The 20,568-nt window shown below is 45.2% G+C and carries 15 protein-coding genes; 14 read left to right on the forward strand and 1 reads right to left on the reverse strand.

All coding sequences use genetic code 11. The features are described 5' to 3' along the window. The first annotated feature begins 22 nt into the window (after nucleotides 1-22). The 7 genes from MHB43_RS15805 to MHB43_RS15835 all read left to right on the forward strand — a co-directional run bounded on the left by MHB43_RS15805 (nucleotide 23) and on the right by MHB43_RS15835 (nucleotide 10,227). Nucleotides 23-868, forward strand: a complete 846-nt coding sequence (locus tag MHB43_RS15805) for a carbohydrate ABC transporter permease (protein ID WP_082219083.1) — start codon at nucleotides 23-25, stop codon at nucleotides 866-868. A 17-nt stretch (nucleotides 869-885) separates the two neighbouring features. Beyond that, complete coding sequence (locus tag MHB43_RS15810; RefSeq protein WP_036615897.1) at nucleotides 886-1,833, forward strand: carbohydrate ABC transporter permease; 948 nt, start codon at nucleotides 886-888, stop codon at nucleotides 1,831-1,833. A gap of 275 nt (nucleotides 1,834-2,108) precedes the next feature. Then, nucleotides 2,109-3,815 carry an RICIN domain-containing protein gene (locus MHB43_RS15815; RefSeq protein WP_405132318.1) on the forward strand — a complete coding sequence of 569 codons (1,707 nt, stop codon included), beginning with the start codon at nucleotides 2,109-2,111 and terminating at the stop codon, nucleotides 3,813-3,815. 294 nt (nucleotides 3,816-4,109) lie between these two features. Next, on the forward strand, nucleotides 4,110-6,461 hold the full coding sequence (locus MHB43_RS15820) for a helix-turn-helix domain-containing protein (RefSeq protein WP_405132319.1): 2,352 nt from the start codon (nucleotides 4,110-4,112) through the stop codon (nucleotides 6,459-6,461). Between the two features lie 275 nt (nucleotides 6,462-6,736). Further along, complete coding sequence (locus MHB43_RS15825) at nucleotides 6,737-7,591, forward strand: sugar ABC transporter permease (protein WP_036671100.1); 855 nt, start codon at nucleotides 6,737-6,739, stop codon at nucleotides 7,589-7,591. Nucleotides 7,592-7,618: 27 nt separating this feature from the next. After that, on the forward strand, nucleotides 7,619-8,548 hold the full coding sequence (locus MHB43_RS15830) for a carbohydrate ABC transporter permease (protein WP_237175380.1): 930 nt from the start codon (nucleotides 7,619-7,621) through the stop codon (nucleotides 8,546-8,548). Between the two features lie 20 nt (nucleotides 8,549-8,568). Continuing rightward, nucleotides 8,569-10,227, forward strand: a complete 1,659-nt coding sequence (locus tag MHB43_RS15835; protein WP_405132320.1) for an ABC transporter substrate-binding protein — start codon at nucleotides 8,569-8,571, stop codon at nucleotides 10,225-10,227. A 220-nt stretch (nucleotides 10,228-10,447) separates the two neighbouring features. On the opposite strand, the gene MHB43_RS15840 is transcribed toward MHB43_RS15835, so the two are convergent. Next, complete coding sequence (locus MHB43_RS15840) at nucleotides 10,448-11,590, reverse strand: glycosyl hydrolase family 8 (RefSeq protein WP_405132321.1); 1,143 nt, start codon at nucleotides 11,588-11,590, stop codon at nucleotides 10,448-10,450. 290 nt (nucleotides 11,591-11,880) lie between these two features. Here MHB43_RS15840 and MHB43_RS15845 point away from each other — a divergent pair, with 290 nt between their 5' ends. The 7 genes from MHB43_RS15845 (at nucleotide 11,881) to MHB43_RS15875 (ending at nucleotide 20,463) form a co-directional block, all read left to right on the forward strand. Then, nucleotides 11,881-13,164, forward strand: a complete 1,284-nt coding sequence (locus MHB43_RS15845) for an SGNH/GDSL hydrolase family protein (protein ID WP_405132322.1) — start codon at nucleotides 11,881-11,883, stop codon at nucleotides 13,162-13,164. Between the two features lie 41 nt (nucleotides 13,165-13,205). After that, a complete protein-coding gene (locus MHB43_RS15850) occupies nucleotides 13,206-13,979 on the forward strand; it encodes an alpha/beta hydrolase (RefSeq protein ID WP_405132323.1) in 774 nt (257 codons plus the stop codon). Nucleotides 13,980-14,050: 71 nt separating this feature from the next. After that, nucleotides 14,051-14,686, forward strand: coding sequence for a glycoside hydrolase family 11 protein (locus MHB43_RS15855; RefSeq protein ID WP_405132324.1), 636 nt, complete (start codon nucleotides 14,051-14,053; stop codon nucleotides 14,684-14,686). 132 nt (nucleotides 14,687-14,818) lie between these two features. Beyond that, on the forward strand, nucleotides 14,819-15,658 hold the full coding sequence (locus MHB43_RS15860) for an SUMF1/EgtB/PvdO family nonheme iron enzyme (RefSeq protein WP_101313768.1): 840 nt from the start codon (nucleotides 14,819-14,821) through the stop codon (nucleotides 15,656-15,658). A gap of 348 nt (nucleotides 15,659-16,006) precedes the next feature. Continuing rightward, nucleotides 16,007-17,122, forward strand: a complete 1,116-nt coding sequence (locus MHB43_RS15865; RefSeq protein WP_237175375.1) for a response regulator — start codon at nucleotides 16,007-16,009, stop codon at nucleotides 17,120-17,122. Between the two features lie 4 nt (nucleotides 17,123-17,126). Continuing rightward, nucleotides 17,127-18,908, forward strand: a complete 1,782-nt coding sequence (locus MHB43_RS15870; protein WP_237175374.1) for a sensor histidine kinase — start codon at nucleotides 17,127-17,129, stop codon at nucleotides 18,906-18,908. A gap of 13 nt (nucleotides 18,909-18,921) precedes the next feature. Further along, the gene (locus MHB43_RS15875; protein ID WP_339308479.1) at nucleotides 18,922-20,463 is read left to right on the forward strand and encodes a response regulator; all 1,542 of its coding nucleotides are present in this window, start codon (nucleotides 18,922-18,924) and stop codon (nucleotides 20,461-20,463) included. Nucleotides 20,464-20,568: the final 105 nt, after the last annotated feature.

Here is a 20,568-nt window from a genome sequence, read left to right on the forward strand (position 1 = left end):
TACGTATGCTCAGCAGAAAGCCATGTGGGGCGTAATCTACGTGCTTCCCTGGCTCATTGGTTTTGTGTTGTTTTTCTTCATTCCGCTGTTAGCCTCTCTGCGATACAGCATGAGTACAATTCAGGCTAACGCGGAAGGCATAGCAATTCAGTTCAACGGTGTTGCCAATTATATTCAGGCGTTGACCGTCAATACAAGCTTTAACCGTGCGTTAATTGAGGCGATCACAGACGTGCTCATCAACGTACCGCTTATCGTTATATTCAGTCTGTTCCTTGCCGTCATCCTGAATCAGAAGTTCAGGGGCCGGGCTGTAGCGCGGTCGATCTTTTTCCTGCCCGTTATTCTGGCATCGGGAGTGATTATGACACTGGAGAGCACCAGCCTGATTGAAGCGGTTAATCAGAGCAGCACAGGTGGAAGCTCACTCGGGACATTTGAACTCGAAAATCTGATGGTTAACGCCGGAGTGAGCGATTGGATCGTTACGTATCTGAGCAGCGCCGTAGATCGGATCTATCAGATCGTCAGTCAATCCGGTGTGCAGATTTTGATCTTTTTGGCAGGGATCCAGACGATTTCCCCTCAACTGTATGAGGCTTCGAAGATGGAAGGGGCAACGGGTTATGAAGCCTTTTGGAAAATTACGTTCCCAATGGTCAGCCCGCTTATTTTTGTCAATGCGATCTATACAATCATTGATTCGTTTGCCAATAACGCCATGACGGAACTGATCCGGGATACCGGCTTCGTCAAATTTGACTTTGGATTAAGTTCTGCCATGGCATGGGTCTACTTTCTGGCCATTGCCATCATTCTGGTTATCGTAAACATCATTTTCTCGAAGCGAGTCTTCTATCAAGATTAGAAAGGAGGGTGTCCCACGTGACAACATCACGATTATTATCGCTGGAGCATTGGAAAGGCTGGCTGTGGGCCATGATCCGATTCGTTCTGATTACCGGGCTTTCCTTCGTTATCCTGTTTCCCATATTTCAGAAGGTTTCCACATCCATCAAAGCTAAAGGTGATCTGTATTCGGCAGTGGTGGTGTGGATTCCACAGAACTTCTCCATCGACAATTTCAAAGAGGCGATACGCGTAATGGATTACTGGGCAACGCTGTTTAATACCTTTGCCCTGTCTGCAACGACTACACTTCTGACTACAGCATCCTGTGCACTTGCAGGATACGGATTCGCCAGACTGAAATTCAGGGGAAGCAACTGGCTGTTTGCTGGTGTAATTCTAACGATTCTTGTACCGCCAACGACCATTCTCATTCCGGTATACCTGAATCTGAAAAGCTTTGACCTGATGGGGCTTATGACGCTTATAGCCGGCAAACCTGTTAATTTGCTTAATACCTATTGGCCGTTTATTCTGACGGCAATTACGGCCAATTCACTTAAAGCCGGTTTGTACATCTTTATCTTCCGGCAATTCTTCAGAGGTATTCCGAAGGAAGTGGAGGAGGCGGCCTATGTGGACGGCGCGGGCATCGGACGAACATTTTCAAGAATCATGCTGCCCAATGCCATTCCGTCCATGGTAACAGTCATGCTGTTTTCCTTCGTATGGCAGTGGAACGACAGCTTCTATACGACGACTTATCTGACTTCAAGTAAAGTCATGTCGACTCAGTTATCGTCCCTTCCGTATAATCTGGCCCAGCAGGTTACTGACGGTGCAGCTTCCCAAGCCGATCCGTTCTATCTGAGTATGATCCAGGATACAGGAATTCTTCTTGCCATTCTGCCTTTGATCATCATCTATTTGTTTGTGCAACGATATTTCGTAGAGAGTGTAGAGCGTACGGGAATCGTCGGTTAAGTTAAGTTCTTCTGTACGTTTGGAGTGGGATCAGACTGGAAGAGGGAGGAGGAACTTCATGCAACATTCCATCTGTGAAAAGGGGGCATGTAACGATCTTATGAACGTCTGCTCACAGCAGAACCGCGATCCTTCCCTGCGCAGGATCCCCCTGCTGGTGTGGAATGGGCTGCGGGAGCGGGCGCCGACCTGAGCGATCTGTTTGATCAGAGATACTCTGACGGAGCTTACCTCGCATTATTGCAAGGCAATATATCAGATCAGGAGGAATTAAAGTGAAGAAGTTCATGACATCTTGTAAACTTGTACTCATTCTGGCTTTATTGATCACAATTGCTCCATGGGGAGGCAGCCGTGCCGAAGCATGGGTGGGCATGCCGATGGGCAAGCTGCACGTAAACGGCAAAAACCTGGTGAACAGCAACAACCAGCCTGTGCTACTGAACGGTTGGCATCAACCCTCAGGTGCCTACTGGACATATCAGGACAGCAATTATTATCTCAATCTGCACGGCAATAACCGTCATGCAGCTACACTGGCTTATCTGAAAGACATTACCGATACATTTGCTGACACCAGCGCGAAGTACGGAAGCAATCATGGCTGGAATATGAATCAGGTACGTCTGTTCATCGATCGTCAGGACATGGGAGATGTGGCTGCTGGTACATATAACTTTGCCGGTGTGCAGACCGTTACGCAAAATGTAATTATTCCGTATATTCAATATGCCAAAACAAAAGGTGTCTATGTTGTCCTGGGACTGGACTTCACACTAAAGGATGATCAGGCAACAACACCTGCCAACCTGCAAAAATTCAACGAAATCTGGGGTTATCTCGCTTCACGCCCGGAGATCAAAAGTGCAGACAACGTTCACTTCGAACTGATCAACGAACCGGTGAAATCCTATGCCAATGGACATTGGGGTGGATACAACGGGGAAAATGACTTTGTGGATCACTGGAATGACTTGCGTAATTTCCAAAATTCCATGATTTCAACAATTCGTAGCAAAGGTGCGGACAACGTCATCTGGGCGGCAGGTCTGGGATACAACCAATTTTACAGCTTGACGGCAAGCCATCCATTGACTGATCCGCTCAATAACTATGGATATGCGGTTCACTGGTACCCTGGTTATGGCGCATATGACAACTTCTCTATCCTGCAAGACCAGTGGAATACCAACGTGAAGGCAGCTGCTGACAAATATCCGATTAATATTACCGAGGTAACCTGGTTCAAAAACAAACCTGGCGATTCGGCCTATTGGAACTTGTTTAATGGTAGCAATGAAGGTTTTGGCACCAATACCAAAACGATTTTCAACGCATCAGGCAATGTCAGCATTGCAGCTCATATGAACGGATTCATTCTAAGTGAAGGACCACGAAGCTCCTTTGCCGACCCAACGGCTGGACTGAAATGGGATGGAGATGCTTCACGGAGTGCCATGGGACGATTCCTGTTCAACTGGTACCATGAACGTGCTCAGACTTACCCGGGCAGTGGACAAGGTGGCGGACCGACAACGGGTCTTGTATCCGGTGCAACTTATAAAATCGTAGCCCGGCATTCCAACAAAGTTGTTGATGTTCCTGGTGGTCAAAATGAAAATAATCTTCAGCTCCAGCAGTGGAGTGATCTGGGCGGTAACCCTCAGAAGTGGGTTCTGACCTCGATCGGGAGCGGCAACTATACACTGACAAGTGTGAACTCGCCGGACAAAGTCATCGATATTCGCAACGGTACCCTCACCAATGGGGAAGCGGTTCAACTCATGAGCAATCTGAACACAACCGCTCAGCATTTTAAGGTCAACGATCTTGGTAACGGGTACTGGAGTATCGTTAACGTGAACAGCAATAAAGCGATTGAAGTGGCAAACGCTTCCACTTCGGATGGAGCCAAGCTGCAGCAGAACACCTACACAGGTGCTACAAACCAACAATGGAAATTTGTTGCCGTTAGCAATTAATAAGCACAACGTTAAACAAGAACCTCCCCAAGTCATTCCATGTCTTGGGGAGGTTTTTTGCGTTTATTTTTGATACTTTGGGATGGATGTCATGCGAAGGTAAAATACAACTATATTTGTGCGCTAACCCGCAGACCGACAATTATTTTCATGCAAGCATTGTACACCGCAGTATGTAAATGTACCATAAGGAAGAAGTTGTACCTTCACCAGGAAGAAATGCCCGGTGTATCATTGAACAGCTACCTTATCACAGAGAAATGTAAGCGCTTGATAAAAAAAGGGAGGGTACATATGCAGCTCCTATGGTCCCAATTTTCACCCGTGTTCCGCCGATTCCTCATTTCGTATCTTGTCATTCTGATGATTCCTCAAATTGCGGGATATGCCTCTTACCGAGCTTCTATTGAAGCGGCCCGTTCCAGCTCCATTGAAAACAGCTTGAAGTCGCTTAGTCTCGGGAAAGAGATCATTGAGCGTAACCTTCTTCAAGTTGAAGCCTTTACCAGGCAGCTTGCCGTCAATCCCGATTTGCAAAATTTAATTGCTGGGCCAAAGCCGCATGATCTCTACAATGTCTACGGTATGAACCGTATGCAGCGGAGTCTCTCCATGTACAGCAGTACCAATGATTACTTGTCCCATTTCTTCATTCACATTCCAAACTACAATGCCATCATCACACCAAGAACTGTGTATTATCGTCCAGAGCATTATTATGCTGCCAATCAGCTGGACGGTATGTCGTTTGAACAGTGGCATGACCAAATTCTCAAACAACCACACTTTAATGAAATCATACCGCTTCGAAACTATAAACGTGAAATACTCGGCACTGTGCTTGCAGACGTTCCCGCCATTACGTTTCTGCAATCTCTGCCTTTGAACAGCTTCAACAAACCGCAAGCGACGATTGGTGTCATGATTGATCAGGATCAGATGGCCAGCCTTACTCAAAATATTGTGGATCAATATGGCGGCTGGACTCTCGTCACCGATGCGGAAGGACAGATCATTTTCTCCCATGGCATTGAACAAGCCGAAGCTGAGCAAATGGCACAGAGTCGCCAGAGAGAAGGTAACGCTGCGGAAACGGAGCTGAACGTGCAGAATGTACAGCCTGGAAGTGATGGTCGGCTGCTGATATCGATGCAGTCCAGTCAAAATGGATGGAATTACATGGCAGGGATTCCGGAGAAAGCACTCATGACCAAAGCGGACCAAATCAAACAAGTCACGCTGGTCTTTACTTTGGCAACCATTGCCCTAGGACTGTTATTCGGGCTGGTTCTGGCCTATCGGAATAGTGCACCCGTTTACAGATTGTTGGCCTCTTTTCGGGAACAAATCACCGATTCCCCAGGCAGACGGGGCAATGAATATGATTTTTTGGCAAGCCATATTAACAATCTCATTGCTAATAATGACTCACTTAAAAACGCCATGAATGAGCAGATTCCGTTATTGAGAGACGGTTTTATCAAACGTTTGTTAACCGGAGAAGTCTATACCTCACTTGAGTTGGAGGTTATCTCATCCCAGGCGCACATTTCCCTTCATAGCAGCAAGGGTTTGGCAGGCTTAGTGAAGGTAAACGGATATGCCAATCCGGACAGTGAAGAAACTATCCATGAACTGGGCGTCGCAAGGCTGCTCATCAAACAGGTACTTACAGAGTGGAATGCGCAGCTGCTAATCACGGATTGGGGAACAGACCAGATCGCTTTTGCCTGTCCATTGGATGAGAACCAACTGAATGAAGCTATAGGGAGATGTGAAAAAGAGCTGAACACCTTGATGGAAGTGATCTACCGGGAGCATCGGATATCTACAACCATTGGCACAGGTGCAGCTTACGAGGTTTGGAATGATGCAGGGCGTTCCTTTGACGAAGCCAAACAAGCTCTGGATTATGCCATTCATATGGGAACAGATCATCTGGTGAGATTTGAAGATACGATGAAGGAAAATGAAATGTTCTATTATCCGATTGAGTCTGAACAGCGCCTGCTGAACACAATCAAAGTCGGGGAGCCTGAAGAGGCGGTACGTATTCTGGAGCAATTGTTTCTTCGTAATTTAGAGGAGCGGGAACTGTCCTACGAGATGACACAGCAGTTCATCATGGAGCTGAAGGGGACTTTTCTGAAGCTGGACGAACCCAAATTCAAGTTGGATGCCTCCCTGCTGGAGGAATATAAATCTCGGGTAACATCCATTCAGATGACAGAAACGATCACTTCGCTGCGGGCAAAATTCAAACGGTTAACGGAAGACATCTGCGGTGATTTCCAGAGAAGAAGAGCAGGAGCACATGCGGATACTGTAAGCGAAATGATTTGTTTTATCCAACAACATTATGGGGATGCAAACTTGACGATCTATCGGATTGCGGAGCACATGAGCAAGTCCGAGAAGTTTATATCCCAACTGTTCAAAGAACATACGGGAGAGAATCTTTCCGATTATGTAGAACGAGTACGCATTGAAGCTGCCTCGAACTTGTTGCATTCCACCGGTCAGACCATTGACGAGATAGCGGAGGCCACCGGGTATAATAGTGCACATTCATTCCGCCGAGCTTTCAAGCGGGTACGCGGCATTTCTCCGAGTGTGTTTCGGAAAATGGACGTTCATAGCGGTTAATGTAGGTTGTTTCTCGGGAACTATATTCGCTTTTTGTACTTTCTCAGCGTAACTGTACCTTTACGCATCCCCAGCGCAATCTTATGATTACTCAAAAAGTAAGCGCTACCAAGTCGAGCTGCAGTTTAGCACGATTTGGAGCCAAGAATGGGGGGATGATTCTGAGAACCACAATGACCAGTGAATCAAAGTCCGTGGAGAAACCAAGTAAACCGTTTGCCTTGAAGCAAGCATTATCCAGAAGTTGGAGGCGACATTGGCAGTTATATCTGCTGATCCTGCCACCGATTGCTTACTTTATTATTTTCAAGTATGTACCCATGGTGAATGCGGTCCTAGCATTTAAAGATTACAACGTCATCAAGGGGATCTGGGGCAGTCCGTGGGCCGGAACCAAGTATTTCGAATTACTTTTCAAAAATCCGGCGTTTGTCATGCTGATCAAGAACACACTCTACATTTCGTTTTACAGCCTGATCGTTGGTTTCCCGATTCCTATATTACTGGCGCTCGCGCTGAACGAAATCAAAAACATACGATTCAAAAAAACAGTACAAATGGTGACGTATGCTCCATATTTTATCTCTACCGTTGTTATGGTCTCCATCATTATGCTCTTTCTGTCTCCTAGGCTGGGTATTGTCAACACGATTGCAGGCGCCCTTGGTTTCGAAGCGGTGAATTTTCTCGGTGAGCCCGGACTATTTCGATCCATCTACGTATTCTCCGATGTGTGGCAGGGAATGGGGTACTCCGCTGTGATATATCTGGCTGCTCTGGCAGGTGTTGATCCATCCCTGTATGAAGCCGCCAAAGTGGACGGAGCCAACCGAATACAGAAAATCATCAATGTTGATCTGCCTGGACTACTTCCGGCAGCCGTCATCATTCTGATCCTGAGTGTAGGGAATATCATGGCTGTTGGGTTCGAAAAAATATATTTGCTGCAAAATCCGCTCAACCTGTCTGCTTCGGAGATCATCTCCACGTATGTCTATAAAATAGGATTGCTGAATGCCAATTATAGCTTCGCTACTGCGGTTGGCCTGTTCAACTCGGTGATTAACCTGATTCTGCTATTAATCGTAAACGCGGTCGCCAAGCGACTGTCCAATACAAGCTTATGGTAACGGGAGCGAAAGGAGGAGAACCAACTCATGCCTAACACACAGATTAATGCAGGTCGTTCGCGGATCAAGAGCAGCAGTACGATTCGTGAATCCTGGGGAGACCGCGTATTTATAACGGTTGTTTACTTCATGCTGACAGTGGTGCTGATTGCCGTGCTGTATCCCTTGATATATATTGTGAGTTCTTCGCTCAGCAGCCCAGCTGCCGTGTCCTCGGGAAAAGTCTGGTTGTGGCCCATTGACCTGACGTTTGACGGTTACAAGTCTGTATTGCGGAATGATCAAGTCCTTACCGGTTATGCCAATTCCCTTTTCTATACAGCCTGCGGCACCTTCATCAGCGTGGCACTGACCATTATGATTGCTTATCCATTATCCAAAAAAACGTTTGTTGGCCGCAGTTCGTTAATGATGTTTATTACCTTCACCATGTTGTTCTCAGGCGGCTTGATCCCTACCTATCTGGTGGTCAAAACCATGGGACTGATTGATACCCGCTGGGCGTTGCTGATTCCCAATGCCGTTTGGGTATGGCAAGTCATCATTGCCCGTACCTTTTTTCAGAATTCGATACCGGAAGAATTGTCCGAAGCAGCAGACATCGATGGCTGCAGTGACATCCGATTTATCTTCAGTATTATCCTGCCACTCGCCAAACCGATTATCGCCGTGTTGTCACTTATGTACGCTGTCGGTCAGTGGAATGCATACTTTGACGCCCTCATTTACCTGAAATCACAGTCGCTCTATCCGCTACAGCTGATATTGCGCAGTATTCTTATTCTGAACAGCAGTACGGGGAACATAGATGCATCGGAAATGATCAAACAGCAGCAGATGGCTGAACTCATGAAGTACTCGTTAATTGTGATGGCCAGCTTGCCGGTGCTAATCATCTATCCTTTTGTTCAACGGTATTTCGTGCAAGGCATGCTGATTGGCTCAGTCAAAGGATAAGTTCATTTTTTCTATTATTCATGAAGGAGAGGATTATATTGAAAAAAGCGGGATTCATCATTCTTGCCTGTATGCTGTTTACCTCATTGGTACTTGCCGGATGTTCAGGTTCTGATAAGGGGAACGGGGAAGGCAGCAACCCGTCAGGCAAGACAGCCATTAATGTGTTTGCTCACCAGGGTTCGGATACCAACCTGTCCACTAACAAATTCACGAAGAAAATGGAAGAAAAGTTTGATATTCAGTTCAACTGGACCACGGTTCCATTCGACGGTGCAGCGGAGAAAAGACAGATTTCACTGGCTTCTGGTGATTATCCGGACTTGTATCTGCTCATCCCTTGGGTAGATCGTTTCTCCCAGACAGACTTGTTGAAGTTTGGTCAACAGGGGGTTATTTTGCCGCTGAATGATCTGATTGAGCAGCATGCTCCCAATATTAAAAAAGTGCTTGAGAGCAATGACTATTATCGGGCCATGAACACTGCTCCCGACGGAAATATCTATGGTCTGACGGGTCTGAATGAATGTTTTCACTGTTCATACCCAAACAAGATGTGGGTCAATACCAAATGGATGGAACAACTGGGCCTGACCGAACCCACGACGACAGAAGAATTTAAAGAAATGCTTCGGGCATTTAAAACGAAAGACCCAAACGGGAACGGCAAAGCCGACGAAGTACCGCTAAGCGGTTCGACTGAAAATTTCGGTGTGCACATTATTCCGTACTTGATGAACGGTTTTATCTATGACGACGATCGGAATTATCTCATTGTCAATCAGGGGAAAGTGGAGACCGTAGTGAACAAACCGGAGTGGAAAGAAGGGCTTGCCTATATTAAATCCCTGTACGATGAAGGGTTGATTGATCCAGGGGCATTTACCCAAAACGTCGGGGCCTTCAAAAAAATTGGAGATAACGCTGATGCACAGCTTCTCGGTGCGGGAGCAGCGATGCATCCATCATTATTCGTAACCACTGCCGAAGGTTCTCCTTACGGGAATGATTACAATCCCATTCCTCCATTGAAGGGACCCCATGCTGCTTATGCTACGTACAACTATCCGATTGATCCCGGAGCGTCTTTTGTACTGACAAACAAAGCCAGTGAGGAAACACAGATCGCGGCCATAAAGCTGCTGGATTATCTCTATACCCAGGAAGGAACCATGGCATCATATCTGGGAGAAGAGGGCGTAAGCTGGCGCAAACCACAAGAAGGAGAAGTGGCGCTCAATGATCAGATTGAGCCGTTATATAAAGCCATTCCGCTTCCTCCTGGAGAAGAACCTCGTAATGACAGTTGGGCTGCATTGAGTCAGTACAATCATTATCAGGCATATCGGGACTCCGAAGTACAGGGGACAGACATCTATGCCAATGATGGTGGTGAGCGACGTCTCTATGAGGCGACATTGTTAATGGAAGGCAAGGAACCGAAAGAGATTTTCCCTCATTGGGCATTGTGGGTAGATCCGTCCCAAGCTGATGAAGCCAGCATGATGCAGACCAATCTCAAGGATTACATCGATCAGAACGCCCTGCAATTTATTACAGGCGCCAAAAGTCTGGATAAGGATTGGGATGAATATGTGAAAGGCCTGGAGGGACTGAACATTAATCGCTATCTGGAGATTATGCAGTCTTCTTATGATACTTCTTCTGTTTCCAAATAATTAAAGTATCTGAATCATACAGAGCGGGAAAAGTTACTGCCTGTATTTGCATAACCAAACGTTCCCGGTTCGCAGTCAACATATGCGAGCCGGGAACGTTTTTTATTGATATAGATTAAATCGTAATATCATTGCATCCTACTTAGAATTGAGATTGAACCTGTCCTGCAAGCCAAACGTTCACAGGACGGGTATAACGGCTCATGCACATTCCCTTAGTTTAGTACATGCGATATCTCCCGCTTAGAGCGAGCATGCTGAAAAAATACAGGCAATTGTCGTAATAACGTCGCTCTCCCTGACGCAAAGGTGTGTTCCAGAACTTGCGAACGAATGTGTCAGCATGTGGACCGTCTGCAGCCAGTGAAGCCATGGCATTGGTAGCCAGCAAACCTACAGGATGCAGTGAAGGTTCGTCGAAAGGTTCACCTTCTATTGTATAACGACGATAATCGGACATTTCAATATCACTGAAGAAGGACTGAATCCGATTGGATTGTTCGATCTGCCAGTGATCCTTGCGGAACCATTCCCAGTCCAGCGCTATATTCGCAGCAACACGGTAGGCATCACTGTAGAAATGTCTGAAATCACCATGCGGCTGTATTGGAGCCGGAGAGCCATCATAGTTCGCATATTCAGGTGATAGTCCGGTTACGGGATGGCAGGCTGTATGAAGGTAAGCACGACTAGCGGCCGCCGCTTCTTTCCAGAAGTTCTGATCTTCTTCATTCGCATATTTCGAGAATAGTTCATAAAAATGAGGCAGATGGTAGGATGGGTCGCTAAACGGTGTTTCTGGTATGAATTTGATCAGTTTTGTTTCCGGGTCCCACATGGGATCGCCTTCGCCGTCTTCTCCCTGATGTATACATGCACGAAGGATCTTGCGGGCTTGGGCCTTGTAATCATAAGGTTCAGCGCCATCTCCCCAGCGGTTGGAGGCAAAAAAAAGTGCCATGGCAAAAAACTCCTCACCATCAGGAGCAGGACCTTGCGAGAGTCGGGTTCCGTCAGGCTTGCAATGCCAGGCAAAATAATCTTTATAACGCCCCGCTTTATGTTGCATAAACGTGTGTGAGAAATTCCAGAGTCGATCAAATTCCTCCTTTTTGTTCATCTGAACAGCAATCATCATGCCATAGGACATGCCCTCGGAGCGAACATCGAGATTACCAGTGTCCAGCAAATAACCCTTGTCCTCACCCATGGGGTAATATATTCGAGTATTTTCATCGCCATAAAACAGCTCGCTCCATGTTTCTTCCAATCTATTCGTGATCTCATTCTCATCGTAGCCTAACTTCAAAAACAGATTTGTATATGTACCCGTATCCCACGCGCCTTGACCCGTGATATTCATGAGTATCCTCCTTCATAAATGCGGTTTTTCAAAATTATAACATGGAAATAGTATACAAATTAAAGCGTTTACATGAAAAATTATAGGTGTTCTTATCTGCATGTAATTCTACTCAAATTAAAATGATATATTGGTTAAAATCCTATACTTTGTCAGGTTGTTGTAAAATTATGTAAGGGATACACTTTGGGAGAAGGATCACATCTGATCTAATAATAATCCAAGCTGTGATCCTTTAAATGTTGTTTGAGGATGGTCAGAATCTAACCGGAAGGATGTGATGATGATTTATGCTCCAGGATTCAGGAGATGCAGGTGAAAACACGGAATTCACTGCACCGCGCGATCCAGTTGGAGTGACAGCGTCGGCAGTCAAACCCGCAATTGATTTTGAGTCACATGGATATCGCGACATGATTGGCCGATCTCTTCTGAACAAAGGAAATAATGTCAGATTAAAACGAGCCATTGAGAAGGCAAAAAACGGCGAACCTGTCGTTATCGCTTATATTGGAGGCTCCATTACCCATGGTGCTGGTGCAGTACCTATTCATCTCCAAAGTTACGCTTATCGATCGTATGAGTCGTTCAAGTTTATGTTTGCGCTTTCAAAAGATAGTCCCATTCATCTGATTAAAGCAGGTGTGGGTGGAACTCCTTCCGAACTGGGGATTGTACGTTATGATCGTGATGTGCTGAGGGGAGGTGCCGTTCAGCCGGATATTGTCGTAATCGAATTCGCAGTCAATGACGCAGATGATGAAACCCAAGGTAAATGTTACGAGAGTCTGGTGCTCAAAGCACTTACTGCCGATAACAAGCCAGCGGTCATCTTGTTATTCAGTGTATTTGAAAATGACTGGAATCTACAGGATCGTCTCGCTCCGGTAGGCTGGCATTATGATCTGCCAATGGTAAGTGTGAAAGATGCTGTCGTAGATCAGTTCAACAAGACAAAAGGTGAAGGAAACGTTATTTCCAAAAAGCAATTTTTCCATGATATATATCATCCAACTAACATAGGGCATCGAATTATGGCCGATTGTTTGGAATATTTGTTCGACGTGACGAATCGTTCTGAATGGGATGAGAAAGATCATGATATTGAAAAAGCTCCGCTAATTGGAAATGAATTTGTTAATGTGAAGCTGTTGGATCGGAAAAACGGCAATCATATTGCCCGAATCGATGCAGGCTCTTTTTGTAAAACGGACACGGATCTGCAGATGGCTGAGATGGATGCTCATGACTATGGTACACCTCAATTCCCCAACAACTGGATGCGTACAGGAGAGGGAAAAGAGAATCAGAGCAGCTTTCGGATAAGTTTGCAGTGCAAACGCCTCATTCTAATCTTCAAGGATTCGGGTAACGACGAATTCGGAACTGCAGATATCAGGGTAGATGGGGTATTCGTCCAAAAAGTCGATCCGCGTCAAGTGAACTGGACCCATTGCCATGCCACACTTCTGCTCAACGAAGAGCATGTGGGGGAGCACTCCATCGAGATCGAAATGGCGGAAGGCCATGAACATAAATGCTTCACCATTCTGGGTTTTGGCTATGTGGATTAACTGAAGACTGATAGTCACTCATATGTTCGGAGGAAAAGAGAATGGAATTGATCTCATCAGCAGTAATGGGATATGACCAGTATCGGGAGAATATACCACGTGGAGTCATGGAGACGGTAGAGTATCCTTCCACCACGGTTGGCAATTCCCGTAAAGCGATGGTGTACACCCCACCAGAATTTTCTTCGACAACGATGTATCCTGTACTTTTTCTTTTGCATGGTATTGGTGGAGACGAAACCGAATGGCATACTCATGGTTCTCCGCAAATTATTCTAGATAATCTGTACAATGATAACTTACTTGAGCCGATGGTTATTGTTTTCCCCAATGGTCGCGCAATGTCGAATGACCGAGCCGAAGGAGACCTGTTTGAACCTGAGAAAATCAAAGCATTTAAACGGTTCGAATCCGATCTGCTCAACGATTTGATACCTTACATGGAGTCGAACTACCCTTTGTATAAAAGCCGGGATAAAAGGGCGATTGCTGGTTTATCCATGGGCGGAGGTCAATCCTTAAATATCGGATTAAGTAATCTAGACCATTTTGCATGGATCGGTGCTTTCTCCGCAGCCCCAAACACCAGAAGTCCGGAGCTACTTGTCCCTGATCTTTCGAAAGCGCCTTCATTACTCTCGCTGTTATGGATCTCTTGCGGTGAACAGGACAATCTTATAGAGATTAGTCATGGGGTTCACCAATATTTGGCGCAACACGGAGTACCTCACATTTGGCATGAGGAAAGTGGAGGACATGATTGGCCCGTGTGGAAGAACGATCTGTATCTGTTTTCGCAACGTCTTTTCAAGTGAATTTGCTGAAGAACATTCATATCGGATTGCAGCATCAACCAAATCTATTAAAATATCAGGAGGTATAATCTATGTTCAAATTTAGCAAAAAATTGTTAACCGTTGTTCTTGCATCTGCCATGAGTTTTGGTGTCTTCGCAGCCACATCGAGTGCAGCAACAGATTATTGGCAAAATTGGACAGATGGCGGAGGAACGGTCAACGCCGTGAATGGATCGGGCGGGAATTACAGCGTGAATTGGCAAAATACCGGGAACTTTGTTGTCGGGAAAGGGTGGACATACGGTACGCCTAATCGAGTGGTCAATTATAATGCTGGTGTGTTTTCTCCATCGGGTAACGGATATCTGACCTTCTACGGTTGGACTAGAGGCGCACTCATTGAATACTACGTAGTGGATAGCTGGGGAACATATCGTCCGACTGGCACGTACAAGGGCTCAATGACTAGTGATGGTGGCACATATGACATCTATACAACGATGAGATACAATGCACCTTCCATTGATGGTACTCAGACTTTCCCTCAATATTGGAGTGTTAGACAGTCCAAGAGACCGACCGGAGTCAATTCTACTATCACGTTCAGTAATCATGTGAATGCATGGGCGAGCAAAGGGATGTACTTAGGCAACAGCTGGTCCTATCAGGTGATGGCAACGGAAGGTTATCAAAGCAGCGGAAGCGCAAACGTGACGGTTTGGTAAAAATGATGTGATGCAGTTCAACGTCTGCACCTGCACTTGAATTCAATTTTCCGGTAGCGTTGAGTAACGTTATTCTCCAGACTAACGGACCTCGACGTTGCCGGATTTAAGCTAGTAAAGGAGAATAATTGAATGAAGAAGCTGGTATGGTTAACTTTAATCGCTATAGTTGTTAGTCTAAGTGCTTGTTCAGCAAGTAATACGAAATTAAGCGATGACTTGGTATTCGTCGAAGGAGGAGCCTTCAAGAGCAGTAAGCCAAGTCAGATTGATAGGAATGAAACGCTGGATTCCTTCTATATTGGCAAATACGAAGTAACTCAAAAAGAATGGATGGAGGTTATGGGGGAAAACCCTTCTGGCTTCAAGGGAGACGACCTGCCTGTTGAAATGGTCAGCTGGTATGACGCAGTGGAATACTGTAATCAAAAAAGTATAAAAGAAAACCTGAAACCTTATTACAATATAGACAAAGACAACCAGGACACGAATAATCACAATGAAAACGACACTATAAAATGGAATGTAACGATCAACGAGGACGCCAACGGTTACCGTTTACCCACAGAGGCAGAATGGGAATACGCTGCAAGCGGAGGTCAAAAGAGCTTAAATTACACATACAGCGGAAGTAACAATCCTGATGAAGTTGCTTGGTACTGGGTAAATGCCGGCGAGAACATTCTGACGGGTGACTGGAGCTGGCCCGCTATTGAGAGCAATCGTAATCAAACCAAAAAAGTCGGAACTCAGAAGGCGAATGAGTTAGGAATCTATGATATGTCTGGGAATGTGAGAGAATGGTGCTGGGACTGGTACAGCGATTCGGAGAGTCCCAATCAATCCTGGCGAGTTGTGAAAGGCGGAGGCTGGATCGGTGGTGTCAATAACAATGAAATATCATTTCGAGGCAAATTTGATGCAAATGGTTTTGGTCCCGATCAAGGATTCCGTATTGTGCGTGGAGAATGAAAAATCTTTCTCCTGACAAAGATTACTTCTGAGCTAAACCTATACTTTGTCGGGTGAAAACCTATAGTTTAACAGGTTGTTGTACCAAAATGTAAGCGTTACACTTGAATTGTTCTCCCGGCGCTTCGCTACAATCGGAGCGTTCTTATAGTACGGTCCGATGGAACCATGTTCTATGTTATTGATTAATGACGATGAGACTGGTAGAAATTTTGTTCTCCAAGTTGTGCGAGCAGACAACAATCCTGCTGTTGTTCTGCTGTTTAGCGTTTTCAGAACAACTGGAATTTACCTATTGATATAGATAAAATACATGCAGCTGATCAAGGATAAAAGAGAGGTGAGCTAATGTACAAGGTCATTGTCGCGGATGATGAGCCGTTTATGCTAGAAGGATGGAGAACAATGATTGACTGGCGAACTTGTGGATACGAACTCTGCGGAACGGCAACGGATGGGGAGGAAGCACTTGCTTTATTCAACTCGGTTGAACCGGATCTTGTCGTCACTGATATTCAAATGCCTGTTATGGATGGTCTTGGTTTGATTCACACCTTGCGAGAAGATCTCGCGTATACCTCTAAAATCGTTATCGTTACAGGATACTCGGATTTTAATTACGCGAAGCAAGCCATACGGTATCAGGTCGATCAGTATGTGCTTAAACCTCTTGTTCCCGAGGAAATTCATCAAATCCTTATGGAAATGATTGAACCTCTGGACAAACGCAGAAATGAGCAAAAACAGCAAAATGGAGTCATGGTTACAGATGAAGCCTATGACAATCATCTTAATGAATATCGGATAAGCGAAGAATATAATTTAGAGCAAATGATGAACATCTCCAAAGAGATCTTGGCGTTGATTGAAGCAGAAAACACCTATTCCATCGATATTGCAGTGAGTGCACTGCTAGAGAAGAGTGAGAAAGCAGAGGTATCGCTGGAATGGATACATCATGTCATCCGATATATCCATGGGGAGTTGCTACGAAAATATGGAAAAAGAGAGGGTTGCAGAGAAATACTATGTGAAAAAGAATGGCATGCGGCTGCGAGCTGGTCTTCCGGCACATTGCAAGACCTGTGTGCTCGACTGTCCAAGCAACTTTCCCAGTCTGAATTGAAGCAAAAGACGGGTACGGGAGTGCTGGTTTCAGAAGCAGTGAATGAATTGAAGCAGCACTATCGAAGTAAAATTAAATTACAAGATGTAGCTAATCGTATTCACGTGAATTCTGCCTATCTGGGTCAACAGTTCAAGCGGGAGATGGGGGTCAGTTTCAGTGACTATGTACACCAGCTTCGTGTTGAGGAGGCCCGTAAACTCTTGCGACGTACCAATATGAAGATCACTGACATTGCATTCAGGCTAGGATATCATGATGCTGAATATTTCACCCAAAAGTTCAGAGCGCATACAGGGGAGCTTCCGTCAGTCTATAAAAACAAAAACCAAGGGTGATCATATGCGTCATAAATTCTGGATGTTCCGTAAGGTTAATGATATTCCTCTCCGCTCCAAATTTCTGCTTATTTATGTACTTAGTATTCTCCTTCCTGTAATAACGATTAATATCTTCTTTTATCAACGAACCTCTGCGGATATCAAGATTAGAGAACAGGAGAATCTGCGTAAATCCATCGACAGGGCTGCGGGGGAACTGCTTGGCATGATAGATGAGAGCGTTGCTCTGAGCCGAATTATTGCAGCAGACGATTCGCTCTATGAGGCACTGGATCGGACCTATCACTCCCCCGTTGATTATTACAACGTGTACCATGCATTCCTGCGAGATAAATTAACACGGTATATGTCAGCGAATATTCTGGAGGTGCGTATCTATACGGATAACGATACCATTCAGACGGGCAGTCATTATATCGTGATGAAAGACAAGAATGTACTCCCTGGATTGAAACAGCTGAAATCCACCAGTGGAGGCATTCTTGTCGTTGATTATATTGAGCCATCCGGATTCAACGCGGGAAGAAGGATCAGTGTGATTGGCAAAATGGATACGTATACCTCGTATGCGAATTATGCGAAGTATTCCAAGATTGATCTGGAAGTTAGCCGGGTGTATAGCATCTTAAATCGTGAATCAGACAGTCTTCAGCTACGTCTGGTGGACAGCAACAATCGAACTGTCGTTTCAAGTGGGGAATTCAGCGAAACCGACTTATCTCCCCCTAATAATGAATCAATGCTCAAGGAATCTGGGGATTCTGCTTACACGCTCGAAAAATCGTTGGGGAATCTAGCCTACCTAAAGGGTTGGAAATTGATTGGAGTTGCCGATACACGTCACCTTGACCATCTGCTGCAAGAAGCCTTTAAGTCAATTCTGGGGTTGCTCGCATTAAGTATCGTGGTCCCCTCTGTATTGATCTATATTATTTTGCGTTCCTACCACTATCGGATTCGCAAGTTATCCAGACATATGGAGAAGGTTCGTAATGAACGATTCGATCTCATTGAAATTCACGAAGGCCGCGACGAAATTGGCGGGCTTATTCGTACATTTAACATCATGATTGGTAAAATTCATACGCTGATTAATGACGTATATAAACTGGAAATCCGTCAAAAAGATCTGGAGCTGGATCAAGTGAGGACTGAATTGTCCATGCTCCAGAGTCAGATGAATCCCCATTTTTTATTTAACACATTGAATGCCTTGCTGGTCGTTAGTACGAAGAATGGATATACGGAAGTAATTGAGATTATTAAAAGTCTGTCCAAGCTGATGAGACAGTTGCTCAGTCATTCTGACAATCTGATTCCTTTGCAAGAAGAGCTGCAATTTACGAATCTTTATCTCCAGATTGAGAAGTTTCGCTTTGGTGAGCTGTTCGATTACACCTTCGAGGTTGATCCTGATGCAGCTTCGTTGCTCATTCCCCGTATGAGTATTCAACCTCTTGTCGAGAATGCTTGCAAACACGGCTTGCAGGCGCGAAAAAATGGAAGAGAGATCAAGATAACAGCGAGACGAAACGCTTCCGAACTGGTTATTCAGGTAATCGATAATGGAATCGGTATGGATGCAGGGAGACTAACCGAGCTCCTGCGAGATATTCGTTCTGAAAGACCCCGGAACGGCGAGCATGTAGGACTCCGTAATGTCTACCGAAGGTTGGAACTCTTTTATGAAGGAAATGCGATATTTGATCTAAGCAGTGTACCTGGAAAGGAAACCATTGCAGGGTACCGTATACCAATCTCCAAGCTGGAACAGAGGAAATAGGAGGTAAACTCTCATGTACAAAGTACTGTTAGTCGATGATGAACCGTATGCCATTGAAGGTTTACAGCTTCTGATCAACTGGGAAAAGTATGGTTTTGAAATCAAAGGCGTGTGCGCCAACGGGGAGGAAGCCATTCGGATGATGGAACAAGATCGACCTGATCTCGTGGTGACAGACATTCGTATGCCCGTGATGAATGGGCTGGAACTTGTAGAAGAAGCACGACGATTGGAACATGAGTCTGTGCTGTTTGTCATCACGAGTGGATACAGTGACTTTAATTATGCCAGACAAGCTATTCGATTAGGTGTCTCCAATTATTTAACCAAACCGGTTGACAGTACAGAAGCAGAGGAAATGTTGGTCCGTCTCCGTATGCAATTACAGGAGCGTGAAACCCAGGAGCGTATACGGGAACATGCAAACGAGCAAAGGATCAAAGCGTTTTTGACTGCACTGATTAAGGATAAGCAAAATATATCGGAGGAGGAGAAGTCGGAGTTCCTTCCTCGTTTAAACAAGTCCCATTGGGCATACCTGCGGATAGCCTTTCAGGGAGATATTCAGGAAGTCTGTTCAGTAGTTGAACAAACGGCTGAAGAAACAACTTCCTGTTATGTGATAGATAGAACAAGAGACTCATTGGGACTTGTATGGGGGGAGGAAACGAATGATAGAAATGAGACATTTGAAGCAATTAAAGCTTTTACCCAGCGTTTGATGAACACCATGCAACATAACGATTGCGAAGATATCCATATCGCGGTCGGATTAACGGTCAACAAACTGGAGCATTTATCTGAATCCTTTCGCTCTGCTCAGGAAGTTGGGCGTTATTTGTTTTTTAATCAAGAGCGTCTTTTGTTTGCCGAAGATATTCAGCTGGAGAATTGGCAGTTTGATCCGGAAACGCTATCAGAAGTGGACCATATTTGCGATTTGCTTGAAAACGGTTCTGTAGAGGAACTCTCGTCTGCAATTCGGAGTGCTTTTGAACTGTTTGTACAGATGAAGGCTGCGCCAGAGATTGTACATATTTTCTCTACCCACATTATATTCCGCGGATTGTCCCTGTGTAGAGAATTAGGAGGAGAACCTAATGCTCTAATGAACGAATTGGCGAGCGGAATTCTGGAGAAGGGCCATCGAAATATCGAAGAGGTTGCTAACAATCTCGAACATTTCTGTTTGCAATGCAAGTCAGAACTGGCCATTTTCCGGGAGAGGCAAATGGGTGGCATCCAGGCGACGGTTGCTGAATATGTGCAGATGCATTACAGGGAGACATTTACGATCCAGGAGCTCGCAGAACGATTCTACGTGAATCCTGTCCATTTAGGGCAATCCTTTTTGCGAAAGTATGGTAAGGGTGTAATTGAGGTAGTACATGATCTAAGAATGGAAGAAGCGAAGCGTCTGCTCCAGCAGACGAATCAAACATCCAGTGCGATTGCAGAGCAGGTAGGGTACCGCAGCTACCAGCATTTTCTCAGACACTTCGAAAAACGAACAGCCATGAAACCTGTAGAATACAGGCAAAAGTATGCGAATTGATCGATGAAAAAGAAGAACCCCTCCTGAATAAGACCTGCAATTACAGGGGGGTAGACCTTAAATGTATATATTTTGTAACCGCATACATTTCTTCATACTAAAAAC

It is taken from the genome of Paenibacillus sp. FSL H8-0317 (genome assembly GCF_045040685.1).
Lineage (GTDB): Bacteria > Bacillota > Bacilli > Paenibacillales > Paenibacillaceae > Paenibacillus.